Source organism: Luteibacter flocculans, from assembly GCF_023612255.1.
Taxonomy (GTDB): Bacteria; Pseudomonadota; Gammaproteobacteria; order Xanthomonadales; family Rhodanobacteraceae; genus Luteibacter; species Luteibacter flocculans.
This window is the reverse complement of record NZ_CP063231.1, coordinates 3,033,486-3,047,599: the sequence shown is the minus strand read 5'-3', so window position 1 is coordinate 3,047,599 and position 14,114 is coordinate 3,033,486. Positions and strand designations below refer to the sequence as shown.

The 14,114-nt window shown below is 65.0% G+C and carries 4 protein-coding genes and 1 pseudogene; all 5 read left to right on the top strand.

What is annotated here, in order from left to right; genetic code table 11:
- Position 1: 1 nt before the first annotated feature.
- The 5 genes and pseudogenes from IM816_RS13125 to IM816_RS13105 all read left to right on the top strand — a co-directional run bounded on the left by IM816_RS13125 (position 2) and on the right by IM816_RS13105 (position 14,113).
- Positions 2 to 6,451 (top strand): Hpt domain-containing protein, encoded by a 6,450-nt coding sequence (locus IM816_RS13125; RefSeq protein ID WP_250338424.1) that lies wholly within the window; start codon positions 2 to 4, stop codon positions 6,449 to 6,451.
- A pseudogene (locus IM816_RS13120) lies at positions 6,444 to 8,066 on the top strand (chemotaxis protein CheB); the annotation flags it as partial. The gene IM816_RS13125 and the pseudogene IM816_RS13120, both read left to right, overlap by 8 nt.
- 173 nt (positions 8,067 to 8,239) lie before the next feature.
- Entirely contained in the window at positions 8,240 to 8,710 is a 471-nt protein-coding gene (locus IM816_RS13115) for a chemotaxis protein CheW (RefSeq protein ID WP_072321661.1), read from the top strand.
- A 379-nt stretch (positions 8,711 to 9,089) separates the two neighbouring features.
- Entirely contained in the window at positions 9,090 to 13,676 is a 4,587-nt protein-coding gene (locus IM816_RS13110; RefSeq protein WP_250338422.1) for an RHS repeat-associated core domain-containing protein, read from the top strand.
- The gene (locus tag IM816_RS13105) at positions 13,673 to 14,113 is read left to right on the top strand and encodes a hypothetical protein (RefSeq protein WP_250338421.1); all 441 of its coding nucleotides are present in this window, start codon (positions 13,673 to 13,675) and stop codon (positions 14,111 to 14,113) included. Before IM816_RS13110 ends, IM816_RS13105 begins: the two co-directional genes overlap by 4 nt.
- Position 14,114 lies beyond the last annotated feature (1 nt).

The following is a 14,114-nucleotide window of genomic DNA, read 5'->3' as shown; positions in this document are numbered from 1 at the left end:
AGTGAGACTTCAAGACCATACCGATTTCACCACGCTGCATTGGGTCAAGGCCGAGCTCGACGACGCCTTGTCCAAGGCACGCCAGGCCCTCGAGTCGTACGTCGAGGACTCGCGCGACGCCTACGTCATGCACACCTGCGCCGCGGACCTGCATCAGGTCCACGGCACGTTGCGTATGGTCGAGCTCTACGGCGCCGCGATGGTCGTCGGCGAAATGGAGCAACTGGTCGCCGCACTGATCGACAACCGCGTCGCCCACCGCGACGATGCCTATGCCGCGCTGATGCGCGGCATGATGCAGATGCCCGATTACCTGGAGCGCCTGCAGAGCGGCCATCGCGACGTGCCGATCGTGCTGCTGCCGTTGCTGAACGACCTGCGTGCCAGCCGCGGCGAGCAGTCGCTGCACGAGTCCGCGCTGTTCACGCCGAATCTCGACGCGATGCTGCCGCCAGGCGCACCGGGTGCCGGCGATCCCGCTACCGCAGAAGCAGGGCGCGGCGAGCTGGCCGAATTGCGCGCGCGTTTCCAGCAGCAGTTGCTGGCGTGGTTTCGCGGGCAGGGCAACGAGCGTCAACTCCTGGGTATGCGTGCCACCCTCGATGGCATCGCTGCGCGTTGCTACACGATCGCCGGCCGTCGCCTGTGGTGGATCGCAGCCGGCGTGCTGGAAGGTCTCGAGCGCGGCGTCCTGCGTGCGCACGAGAAGGACGTGCGCCAGCTCATCGGCCGCGTCGACCGTTCGATCCGCGAACTGCTCGACGGAGGCGAGGAAGCGCTGCTGGGCGGCGACGCCGACGAACTGGCGCGCAAGCTCCTGTACTACGTGGCGCAGGCCAAGCCGGGCAGCGACCGGATCGAAGAACTGCGACAGACCTATCGGCTCGACGGCCTCCTGCCGCGCGAAGCCGAGGTGGAACATGCGCGCGGCTCGATGTCGGGCCACAATCGCGCGCTGCTGGACACCGTGTCCGCGGCGATCAAGGACGACCTGCTCCGGGTGAAGGAATCGCTCGATCTTTTCCTGCGCCGTCCTGACGGCGATCCGGCGCAGCTCGGTCAGCAGACCGACGTGCTCGATCGCGTAGGTGACACGCTGGGTATGCTGGCGCTTGGTGTGCCGCGCCGCGTCGTGGGCGAACAGCGCCGGATTCTCGGCGAGATCGCCACGGGTGCGCGCGAGGCCGACGAGGAAGCCCTGCTCGACGTGGCCGGTGCGCTGCTTTATGTCGAAGCGTCCCTCGACGATCACATCGAGCGGCTGGGCGCCGAAGGCGACCAGCATCCGTCGTCGGGCGACGTCGGTCCGTCGATGCTGCCGCGCAGCGAGGCACGGCACATTCTTTCCACGCTGATGCGTGAGGCCACGACCAACACCTCCAGGGTGAAGGACGCGATCGTCGGCTTCGTCGAATCGTCGTGGGATCACGAACAGCTTGCCGGTACCCCCGAGTTGATGGGCGAGATCGGCGGTGCGATGCGCATGCTTGGCGCCGCACGTCCGGCGGAACTTGCCGATGGCATCGGCTTGTTCATCCATCGCGAGTTGCTGGGCGACCGTCGTGTGCCGAACGGCGCGCAGATGGATCGCCTCGCCGACGCGCTGGCCGCGTTGGAGTACTACCTCGAAGCCGCACGCGAACACCGGGGCGGCCTGGAACATATTCTGGACGTCACCCAGCAGAGCCTCGCTCAGCTTGGCTATTGGCCGGTGCCGCAGGATGTCGCCGAGCCCGAGGCGCTCGGCGAGGAAGCCATCGAGACGATCGAGGCCGAGGCGATCGAACACATCGCCGTGCCCGAGAGCAGCGATGACACAGGCGAGACCGTGTCCAGCTTCGCCGATACGTTCGACTTGCTCGACGAACCGCCCGCGGACGAGGACACGTCGGCCGTCGCCGCCGCCGCCGCGACCACGCCGGACGTGCATGCCGAGCCGCCCGTCGCCGCTGCTGTCGGCGAAGAAGACTGGGTGGAGATCGAGGAAGAAGTCGAACAGGAAGTCGGTGGTCCCGGCATGGCCGAGTTCGCCGGTTTCCAGATCACGGTCGATGGTATCGACGACGAAATTCGCGAAATCTTCCTCGAAGAAACCGAGGAAGAGATCGGCAACCTGCGCGCTGCGTTGGGTCACTGGCTGGCCGACCCCGAACGCTCCGACGCTCTGGTACCGATCCGCCGTTCGTTCCACACCTTGAAGGGCTCCGGCCGCCTGGTCGGCGCACGCCTGCTGGGCGAGTTCGCCTGGAAGGTGGAAAACATGCTCAACCGCGTGCTCGACGGCACGATCGGCCCGCACGAAGGCGTGCAGGCGCTGGTGCGCCACGCCGTCGACGCGCTTCCGCAGCTCAAGGCCGCCCTCGAAGGCGACGCCACGCCGGCCGCGCCGATCGCCGCAATCATGGAAACCGCCGATCGCCTCGCCATGGGCGATGTCGCTTTCGTGGAAGACGTGGCGCGGAACGCCGTGCAGCGCGTGCGCAGCAAGGTCAAGCGTCGCGTCCCGCGCGACACCATTGCCGCCGTACCGACCGCGGCGTTCGCTTCGTACGGCCATCCACAAGCCGGCACGACGGCATCGACCGATCCCGTCAGCGCGGATGCGTTCGCGACGTTGCCCGACATGGCCGACATGGAGGATATCCCCGCCGAGCCGATCTACAGCGCGCCTTCGCTGCCGCCCGTCGACGCGGTACTGCTGGATATCCTGCGCACCGAAGTCGCGCAGTACCTGCATGTGATCCGTGGTCACCTGGCACGCGCCGAAGAGGGCGAACTGCCGGTGGACGACGCGCTGCTGCGCGCGGTGCATACGCTGCACGGCGCCATCGGCATGGTGGACATCCCGGTGTTGATCCAGGTGCTGGCGCCGCTGGAAGGCCTGATCAAGCGCGTGCGCGCGACCGGCCTGCCGCTGCGTCCGGAAGGCATCGCGGTGCTGACGGAGGCCGCCGACCTGGTCGATCACGTGATGGACCTGTTCGACACACCAGAACCGCGCGTGCCGAACGTGGCGGCCCTTGCCGCCCGCATCGGTGCGCTTCGCGACGAACAGCCGGAAGCCACCATCGCGCACGTTCTCTACGAGCCCGATCCGCTCTCGCTCGACGATGACGCGCTTGAGGATCTGGCGGACGAATCGTTCGTCGCTGCCGAGTTGCCGCAGGACGACGAGGCGACCGAGGCTGTGGCGGAGGAACCGTCGCTCGTTGCCGAGCCGTCCCGCGACGAAGCAGAAGCCTATCTGCCTGAGCAGCTCCCCGAAGACCTCGTGCCGACCCTGGATGAAGGCTTGCTTGCCGACGAGCTGGCCGAAGCGTCCGCCGAGGAAAACGTTGGCGAGCAGAGCGAAGAAGATGGCGAGACCGAGGACGACCTGCCGGGTATCGAACTGGCACCGTTGGAACCGGTGAGCGAAAGCGATGCATTGACCAGCGAAGTGCTGGCGTCGTTCGAAACCTTCGAGATCGAGAAGCCGGAAGGCGAGATAAAGCCGATTCAGGCTTACGATGCCGAGGAAGATGCGGCGTGGCGCTCGTTGATGAACGAGCTCGAAGGCGTGACGTCGCGTCCGTCCGACGAGCCGTCGCTGCCGCAGCCCATGTCGCACGACGGCGAGGTGCTGCACACCGACGACGGCCAGATCGAGCCGCTGGCCGACACGGCGGCACCGGCCTTCGAAATGCCCCACCTGGCCGACGACTTCCGCCTCGATCTGCCGCAGGACCTTACGCTGGACGCACCGTCCGACGAAACCCAGGACGAAGCCGCTCCGGTCTCCGAACCGCATGCTTTCGAGGCGTCGCTCGACGAAGCATCGTCCGATGTGCCGTCGCACGACATAGAGGTCGCCGCCGAACCGTCGCGCGAAGCGGTGTCGTTCGATGAGCCGACCGTCGAGGAGCCAGTCCTCGACGACGCCGAGGAATCCACACCGGCATTTGCCGACGCGGAAGCGCCGGTGGTCATCGAGGATCAGTCGCACGAGCCCGTTGCGCCGCCGGTGCACACGCCCGACGACGAGCCGGCCCCCGCGCTGGTCCCGGAGCTGTCGCCGTATGCGGACATCGATCCGGACCTTCTCGAAGTATTCGTGGAGGAAGGGCGCGAGATTCTCGATCACGCCGATGCGGCGCTCGCTTCGTGGCGTGCCGAGCCGGAGCAGGCGGAGCACGTCGCTGCCCTGCAACGCGACCTGCACACGCTCAAGGGCAGTGCACGCATGGCCGGCGTGGCCGCCGTGGGCGATCTCTCGCACGCGATGGAAGCCTTGCTCGACGCGGTGGCCGGTGGTCAACGTGCAAGCGACCGTCCGGCCATCGAAGCGACAGAGAAGGGTTTCGACCGCCTGCACGGCATGATTCAGAGCGTGGCTCAAGGGAAGCCGATCGCGCTTACCGACGCCGATATCGAACCGTTCGCGCGCCTCGCCGGTGCGCCGATCGCGCCCGACACCGTGACTGCCGAGGCCTATCGCGAAGAGCGCGAGGCTGCCGTGGTCGAATTGGCCATGCCATTCGCGCCGTTGCCGGAAGTGGCGCCGCCACCCGTCCTCGATCGCGATCTGCCGGATCTTTTGCCGGAGTTCGAGGAAGAGGAAATCCAGCGCGCGTCGCAGGAGCAGATCCGCGTTCGCGCCGACATGCTCGACACGCTGGTGAATCACGCGGGCGAGGTGTCGATCTACCGCTCGCGCCTGGAGCAGCAGACGGCGAGCTTCCGCTCGGCGCTCACTGAGCACGAACAGACGGTCAGTCGTCTGCGTAGCCAGTTGCGCATGCTGGAAATCGAGACCGAAGCGCAGATCATCGCGCGCTATCACCAGGAACACCGCGACAACGGCGTATCGAACTTCGATCCGCTGGAACTCGATCGCTTCTCGCAGTTGCAGCAGTACTCGCGAGCACTGGCCGAGTCGGTATCCGACCTTGTGTCGCTGCAGACGATCCTCGACGAGTTGACCCGCCAGTCCGAAGCCCTCCTGCTCCAGCAGCAGAAGGTGAACGCGGAACTGCAGGAAGGCCTGATGCAGACGCGCATGCTGCCGTTCGACGCCATGGTACCGAACCTGCGCCGCACGCTGCGCCAGGCGGCGTCCGACGTCGGCAAGCGCGCGCAGTTGGTGGTGGAAGGTGCCAACGGCGAAATGGACCGCAACATGCTCGACCGCATCAAGGCGCCGTTCGAGCACATGCTGCGCAACGCGGTGGCGCATGGCATCGAGCCGCCCGAGCAGCGCGAGGCCGTGGGCAAGAACCCCGAAGGCACCGTGCGCATCCAGGTGGCTCGCGAGGCTACCGAGGTCGTCGTGCGGCTATCCGATGACGGCGGCGGTATGGATCGCGACGCCATTCGCGCCAAGGCCATCGAGCGCGGCTTGCTGCGTCCGGACGCGCGCGTGTCGGACGAGCAGATCTTCCAGCTCACCCAGGTTCCCGGCTTCTCCACGGCCGAGAAGGTTACCCAGGTGGCGGGTCGCGGCGTCGGCATGGACGTCGTGGCGAACGAGATCAAGCAGCTCGGCGGTACGCTGGCGATCGAATCGCAGAAGGGCAGCGGCACGACCTTCGTGATGCGTCTGCCGTTCACCCTCGCGGTGACCCAGGCCCTGATCGTGCGCATCGGCGAGACCAACTTCGCGATTCCGATGACGTCGGTGCACGGCGTGGCTCGCGTCGCGCCGAACGAGCTGGCCCATCGCATGGCGGACGCCTCGCCGAGTTTCGACTACATGGGTGAGGAATACGGCATCCACGACCTGCCGCAGTTGCTCGGCGTGCATGTGGTGTCGTCTCTCGAAGAAGGCGATATCCCGCTGCTGCTCGCCCGTTCGGGCGATCTGCGTGCGGCGATCCGCGTCGACGCCGTACTCGGTTCGCGCGAAATCGTGGTCAAGCCGGTCGGCCCGCAGGTGAGTTCGGTACCGGGCATCCTCGGCGCGACGATCATGGGCGATGGTTCGGTGCTAATGATTCTCGACCTCGCGCCGCTGGTTCGCCACGGCGTGGCCCGTCGCGCGTTCGAGGCGGACGCCAGCGTGCCGCACGCTCCGCGCGCGCAGGACGAAGTGCGCGTCAAGCCACTGGTGATGGTGGTGGACGATTCGATCACCATGCGCAAGGTCACCGGCCGCGTCCTGGAACGTCACGAGTTCGAGGTGATGACGGCGAAGGACGGCATCGACGCATTGGAGAAACTCAACGAGCGCGTGCCCGACCTGATGTTGCTGGACATCGAGATGCCGCGCATGGACGGCTACGAGCTGGCCACCCAGATGAAGGCCGACGAGCGTCTGGCAGGCGTGCCGATCATCATGATTACCTCGCGTACCGGCGACAAGCACAGGCAGCGTGCCTTCGACATCGGCGTGGATCGCTACATCGGCAAGCCGTACCAGGAGAACGATCTCATCGTGCAGATCAACGACGTGCTCGGAGTCCACCATGGTTGATCGCGAGGCGACGGTCGCGCTGCTGTTCGACGACGCCAGCCTCTCCGCCCACCTGCGCGACGCTCTCGTGGCGCAGGGTGCGCGCATCGTCTACGAATCGGATCTGCGTTCGTTCGCGCCCGCCGAACTCGTCGGATCGTCGGCCGACGTGGTAGTGGTCGATCTTGACGATCCGAGCGACGACGATCTGGATCGTCTTTACGACACCGTCGAGGGCGGTCATCCGCGCCTCGTGTTCAACGATGCCGACGCCAGTCGCAAGCTCGAAGGCTGGGACCGTGCGCGCTGGGCCCGTCATCTCGCCGCCAAGCTGGTCGGCGAAATCGCGCTCGATCCGCCGCGTCCCGAAGACGCTCGCGCCATCGAGCCGCGCATCGCGCCGCTGGCGAGTGCGGCGGCCCCTGTGGAGGTTCCGCTTGACGAGCCGCTGAGCGAGGATCTTTCCCTTATCGGCAGCCATGACTACGCCGAAACGCCGTCGTCTGCGAACGACCTCGACGGCGAACTCCACGACGATGCAGGCACGGAGACGGAGACGTTCGAGGCATTCGCGTTTTCCGCCGACGAGCCCTCATCCACGGACGAAACGGCGTTTGTACTTGACGACGTCCCCGATAGGGCGGGCGAAGCGCTCGATGAACTTGCGTTCTCCACGCCGCAGCTTGATGGCGCGGGCGATGAAGACGACGTGCCGCCCGCCGATCTGGCCGCGGAGCTCGAAGCCTTGCTCGCAGAGACGCCGGAAGGACCGCTCGATACCGACGGCATCGACATGGTGCCGTCGTCGCCGGTGGAGCTGACGGAACTCGCGTCGCTCGATCTGTCCGGGTTCGAACTGGTCGAAGAAGCACCTGCACCGACACCCGAGCCGGAGCCCGGTTTCAATGCCGCCGACTTCAGCCTCGCCTCGCTCGATGATGATGCCGCTGCCAACGTCGCGACGCCTCCCATCGAAATCGAGGGACGTGCCACGGAATACGTGCCTCCGCCCGTTCCGGAATGGGATCTCGTCGATCACGATACGGTAGTCGTCGAACCCGTCAACAAGCCGGACCCGGCGGCGTTCGGCATCGAGACGATCAGCGCAGCGGAATACCTTGCGCAGGATGTCGTCGACGACGGTACCCACGGGCTCGAAGCGGGGCTGACCCTGGAGCTGGTGTCCATGGAAGAAGCCGTGGCGCCTCGCACCGATGGCGACTTCGCTCACGAGATGTTCCTGGAAGCGAACGCTCGCGCGGTGCGTCGCGTGATCGCCTTGGGCGGCGCGCGCGAGAGTGAGACGGCGATCGCGAATTTTCTTGCCGCGCTGCCGGAACGTGTGCCTGGCGTATTGCTGGTGGCGGCACACCATGCCGACGATCCGACGGCTTTCGCACAGCGTCTCGGGCCGCGTGCACGCGTTGCTGCCGACCGCGCGCATACGGCGCACGGCGAGTGCCTGGTCGTACCGCGCGGTTCGCACGTGCAGATTCGCCGCGACGGCAGCGTGACCGTGCGTGAGGACGGCAGTGCGATGGCCTCGACGGGTCCCTCCATCGACGGCATCCTGAGCACGCTTGCCGGTGGCTTCGGTGCCGATGCCCTGGCGATTGTCTTCGCCGGCCACGGTAGCGACGGCATTGCCGGTGCGCAGGCCGTGTACGACGCTGGCGGTCGCGTGTGGGTCGAAACGGTCGCCGTGGAGCACGAAGCAGGGCACATCGTCACGGGTATCCGCGAGGAGCGCGTGGCCGATTTCGCTGGCGACGCGCACGCCCTGGCCCAGAAACTTGTCGAGGAATTCCCATGAGCGAGCCGTTACCGCGCGAAATTCGCTGCGTCCTGATTCCCAGTGCCGGCGTGCGCCTGCTGCTCCCCAATGCCGCGGTGGCCGAAGTCATCACCTTGGCCGGTGTCGAGCCCGTGGCGGACGCACCGTCGTGGTTGCTCGGCCGCATCGCATGGCGCGGCTGGAGCATTCCACTGGTGAGTTTCGATCACGTAGCGAGCCCCGCCGACGATGCGCCAGTGCAGGCCACACGCGTGGCCGTGCTCAAGGCCGTGGGCCGGCATCCGGACATGCCGTATCTCGCCGTGCTCATCCACGGCTTCCCGCGCCTCGCAACGCTCAACGCCGAACTCCTGCTGCCCACCCACGACGGCCACGACCTGCCATTCGGCGTGCGCGCTCGCGTACTGGTCCGCGACGACACGGCAGTCATTCCCGATTTGGAAGCGCTGGAAAACACGTTGGTCGAGATGCTGGCGGTGGCCTGACGGCACGCCGACACCCTTGTGGGAGCCGCCATGGCGGCGAGGTAAGCCCGCCGGTAGAAGCCACTTGCAGGTGGAGGCCACTTGCCGGGGAAACCACTTGCCGGTGGGAGCCACTTGCCGGTGGGAGCCAGCCTGCTGGCGATGGGAGCTTGCCTCACCGCTACACCGCTTCGTTGGCTTTTCGCCACCAGGGGGGCTCCCACATGCGCTCCGTAGCGACTCCTTCGCCATGTCGAGCTTCGGCATAGTTTGCCCGCGCCCCAAATAAGTTCGGCTTCGAAGTTTTCTGAAAAAGCTGATTATCTGTCTCGGGATGACAGACGGTCAGATTCGCCCTGCATAGACTCGCGCCCTCTTACCTACAGGCGCGAGCGAGCCCATGCATACGTATCTGGTGTTGGGTCGTCGCGCATTCGCTGCCTCTGTGGTCCAGCCCGCGACGTGGTCCAAACAATGCGTGGTGGCTGCCGCAATTTTTTGCGCTATCGCTAGCATGCCATTGTCAGTCAGGGCACAAGATGTCGAGCCCTTTGTCGAGTACCGGGGCAAGGTATTCGACGGACCTGACGTCTATTCGATGACTATTCCCGAAGCCGCTGACGCGCAGATAAAAAGTGAATGTCGCGAACACCACTATAGCGGCTGCAAGTTGACATCCTTTGGCGATGGTGCGCATTCGTACTCTGCGTACTATCTCGCGACATTGCCTAGTGGCAATACATACACGCGGCTCACTGTCGGCAACAAGTTTTATTCCTGCCCCAACCCCCCTGCGCTCTACATCGTCACAAACTTCGGTTCTAACGGTCCGTATCCGAATAGATACATCGTTGTAGGTACTGCAGGTGGCGACGTTATATGCCGTCATGCGACTCAGCCGGAGAATCCCGGTCCTGAGGCAGAGATGACCCACCAATCCGATCTCGGCCCCGGCGACTGCGAAACGCGTCCCACCGCCGGCAACCCCATCAACGTCGGCCTCAATAACAAGTACCAGGAAGTCGAAGACGTCGCCGCCACCGACGGCTCGTCGCTTCGCTGGTCGCGCTATTACAACAGCGGTATCGTCGGTGACGACAAGAAACAGACGTTGCCGGCCACCGTTCGCCTCGGCAGTCGCTGGCGTGGCACCTATGACCGCTCGCTCGCCATGGTCACCACGAAGGACGGCGAGCGGATTCGCTTACAGCGGCATACCGGCGAACGGCTCGATTTCGTCGAAACCGAAGGTCGCTTCCGCAGTGTGGCCGACCCCCGCGGCCAACTGACCCGCGAGGGTGACGGATGGCTCTACCGCACCGGCAACGGCGAGTTGGAGCGCTACGACGTAAACGGGCGCCTCGTTTCGCTGGGTGCCGGTACGAGCCGCCAGATCACCTTTCGCTACGACAACGACGCGTTGATTGAAGCTATCGATCGGCAAGGCCGCAAGCTCACCTTCACTTACGACAGTACCGGCCGCATGGCCACGGTAAGCGATGGGAACGGTGTCGCGGTGACGTACGGCTATTCCGAGGCATCGGAAGCGGACCGTAAGGCAGACCTGGTTCGCGCGACGTACGCAGACAACACGTTCCACGATTATCGTTACAAGGAGCAGGGTCATGGCGGCGGCGCGGACGCCCATGCGCTTACCGCCATCTATGACGAGACCGGCGAGCGCTTCGCTACCTTTACCTATGACGGTGACGGTCGCGCCGTCGCCAGCGAGCATGCCGGTGGCGTCGGCGCGGTATCGCTGACCCGCGAAGCCGACGGAAGCGTCGCGGTGACCGGCCCGACGAAGGCGACGCATCGCTATCGATATGCCGACGTACGCGGTGTACGGCGCCTCGTCGGTGTGGATCAGCCGGGCGGTGCAGGCTGCGGGGCGGCAAGTGCGTCTATCGCCTATGACGATAACGGCTTGATGTCGCGCCGCGTCGACTTCGATGGACGCACAACCGAATACACGCACGACGTCGATGGCAACGAACTCGAACGGACCGAGGCTGCGGGTACGCCTGCTGCGCGTCGTGTGACCACCGAGTGGCATCCGACGCTGCGCCTGCCCGTGCGTGTGACCCGGCCCGGTCGTGAAGAGCGCTATCGCTACGACGCCGCGGGCAACCTGCTCGGTAGCGAAGTGTGGGGCGCCGTCGATCCCACTGTGCCCGCGGCGCCATTGACCCTGTCGCGTGCATGGCGCATGACGTACGACGCCGAGGGGCGCCTGCTGCATCAGGAAGGGCCACGCAGCGACAGCGACAGGCTTGCGACGCTCGCGCGCTATACCTATCGCACCGCCGACGCGGCGAACTGTGCCACGGGGCCGTGCGACTACCGCAAGGGCGACCTCTGGAAGATCGAAAACGCGTTAGGCCATACGGTGGAAATCCTGGCTTACGATGCGGCCGGTCGCGTGCGCTCAAGGAAGGGCGAGCAGGGTATCCGCTTCGATTACACCTACGCCGCGCGGGGCTGGTTGAAGGAGCTCAGGGAAACTCGCCCCGACGGCATCGTCGCCATCAACTCGTTCACGCACACACCACGCGGCGACATCGCCTCAATAACCGACCCCGACGGCATCACGCTGAGCTTCGAGTACGACAAAGCAGGGCGTCTGGTCCAAGTATCCAATCCGTCGAACCACCGCCTTCGCTTGCAGCTCGATGCCGCGGGTCAGCGCATCAAGGAGGAAGGCTACGACAGCTTCTCGCTACAACTGCAATTGACGCGAACGTTCGATGCGCTGGGGCGCGTGGAGACGGAAACGCACGACGGCGCCATCACGCGTTATACCTACGATGAGCTGGGTCGCCCCACCGGCGCGACCGATGCCGACGGTCGGCGCGACTCGGCCACCTACGACGCGTTGGGGCGTTTGCGTGAGGCTATTCGCGATGTCGGTGGTCTCGGCGCTGTGAGCAAGGCCAGCCATGACCCACTCGACCAGCTCACGGCCATGGAAGATCCCAAAGGATTGAGCACGCGCTACCTGACTACGGGCTTGGGCGATCTCGGCAGCATCGATAGTCCCGATGCCGGTCCCTCGCTAGACGAGCACGACGCGGCGGGCCTCGTCGTGCGTCACGAAGGCGCGGGCGGCGTCGGCAGCTTCCGCGTCACACGCGATGCACTCGGCCGGCCCACCCAGGTGCAATACGACGGCGGCATCACGGCGTCGTATGCCTACGACGTGGCTGATGCTGCGTGCCCGGCAGGCCAGCGTTATACCCTGGGGCGGCTCGCAGCCATGAGCCAGGGCGATAGCCGCACGGTCTACTGCTACGACGCCCCAGGCAACATCACGCGCAAGCTGCAGCGCTGGGCATCGAGCACGGTTGACGTGTCCTATCGCTATTCCAAGGCCGGGCGTGTCGAGGAAGTCGCGATCGGCGGTGGTGCTCGCACCACTTATCGGTACGACAAGGATGGTTCCGTCACTTCCGTTTCGGTAACGCCGACCGGCGCCTCCGAACAAGCACTCATCACCAGCGTGGTTTACCGCCCGTTCGACCTGATCGGGAGCTGGCGTTATGGCAACGGAAAGGAGCTCTACGCCAACCGCGACCGGAGTGGCCGTGTCGTTTCATGGGGCGGCCTGGACGATGCGCTTTACACCGTGGCATACACGCCGGGCGGAGAGGTCGCGACGCAGGTGTCTCGCTCGCACGCCTTCCGTTTCGATCACGACGGTCTTGGCTTCATGACATCGGTCAAGTCATACAGTTCGGGCGACGAGTTGCGTCGCTTCGAGTACGACCGAACAGGCGACCGCGCGACGATGACGGCAGGCGGCGTTCGTCAGACCTATCTCTACGATCCCCGCAGCCATCGTCTCACCACCGCGGACGGCACGAGCCGCACCTACGATGCCGCCGGCAACACGATCGGCATCGGCAGCGCGACCCTGGCTTACGACGCGTCGGGGCGACTGGCCTCGGCCAGCGACCAAGGTCGCATGCTTGTCAGCTACGGATACGACGCTGCCGGACAGCGCATCATGCGCACCGATGCGGGTAAGGCGCCGAGCCTGTGGCTTTACGACGAACAAGGACACTGGTTGGCGGACTACGACAGGACGGGCCGCATCGTGCGCCAGGCCGTGTGGATGGGTGACTACCTCGTCGGTCTCATCGAGGGCACGAAACTCTACTATGTCCAGCCGGATCACCTGGGCACGCCGCGCGCCGTCGTCGATCCCGTGCGCAACACCACGGTCTGGCGCTTGCGCCCCACCGACGATCCGTTCGGCACGTCTCCACCGGACGAAGACCCCGACAGCGACGGCACGCGCTTCGTCCTCGACCTGCGTTTCCCGGGACAACGCTACGACGCAGCTACCGGCCTGCACTACAACTACTACCGCGATTACGACCCCGCGACGGGGCGGTACATCCAAGTCGATCCGATTGGGTTGGCGGGTGGGTTGAATCCGTATCTGTATGCGAATGGTTCGCCGCTGAGGTACACGGATCCAAGTGGGAATATTCCGTTGCCGGTTATCACGGCTGCTATCGGCGCAGCGGGAGGTGCGGTTGGCGACGCGCTTATACAGGTTGTTGGCATGTACCGGAGTGACTGGTGCAAGAGCTTCAACTGGCGCCAGTTGGGCGTATCCGCCCTTCTAGGCGCCACAGGAGGTGTGGCTTTGCCCGCTACGAGGGGCCTGGTAGGAGTTAGCGCTGTCGGTGGATTGGCCGGTTATGGCGGGCATCTTGCAAACGGAGGAGGTGTGACAGACATCGAAGGACTTTGGGCCATAAGTGCCGGAGTTGCAGCGGGAGCCGTCGGCGGAAATGTTACCCACATTACGAAGCATGGCATGGGGGGCACGGTAGCTTCAGCTGGTTTGGTAAAAAGGAGTAACGAAGCTGCCGCAATGCGTGCAAACGCTGGAACCGTAAATGTGCTCCGTGGCGCAGCCGGAGGGACGGTGGCGAGCGCGCCTGGTTTGAGCGGTCCATGCGGGTGTAACGAATGAAGGCTTTCCAGGACTCCAAGATCAATGTGAGGCCGAGTCTGATCGTCTTTGTCCTTTATGGGTTGATCGCCTTCACGCTCGTCGGTTTTGGCCTCTGGGCATTAACAAGTCAACATCCAGAAGGCAGGGCGTTCGTTGGTTACGCCATCGGTTCCGTAAGTCTGGCGATCGGCCTCGGCTTCGGTCGAGACATCAGCGAGCTTTGCTCGGTAAGGATCGATGATGAGGGTATCAGTCAGTGGAAGATTATGCGACGACGTCGCGTGTTATCTCGTGACTGCGTCAGATGGGAAGACAGACCGGCCGTCGTGGATGACGGACTACGGGCGGTCGTAAAGAGTGCATCTACCGAGATTCGCATCAACCTTTCATTTTTTGCCGATATGCACGGGGTGTTCGCACTTATCGAGCGATTGGCTCATGCTAAGGGCAGGTGAG

Excerpts from the sequence above, each read along its gene's own strand:
- IM816_RS13115 (WP_072321661.1), top strand. The coding sequence starts at position 8,240 with ATGAGCGAGCCGTTACCGCGCGAAATTCGCTGCGTCCTGATTCCCAGT.
- IM816_RS13105 (WP_250338421.1), top strand. The coding sequence starts at position 13,673 with ATGAAGGCTTTCCAGGACTCCAAGATCAATGTGAGGCCGAGTCTGATC.
- IM816_RS13110 (WP_250338422.1), top strand. The coding sequence starts at position 9,090 with ATGCATACGTATCTGGTGTTGGGTCGTCGCGCATTCGCTGCCTCTGTG.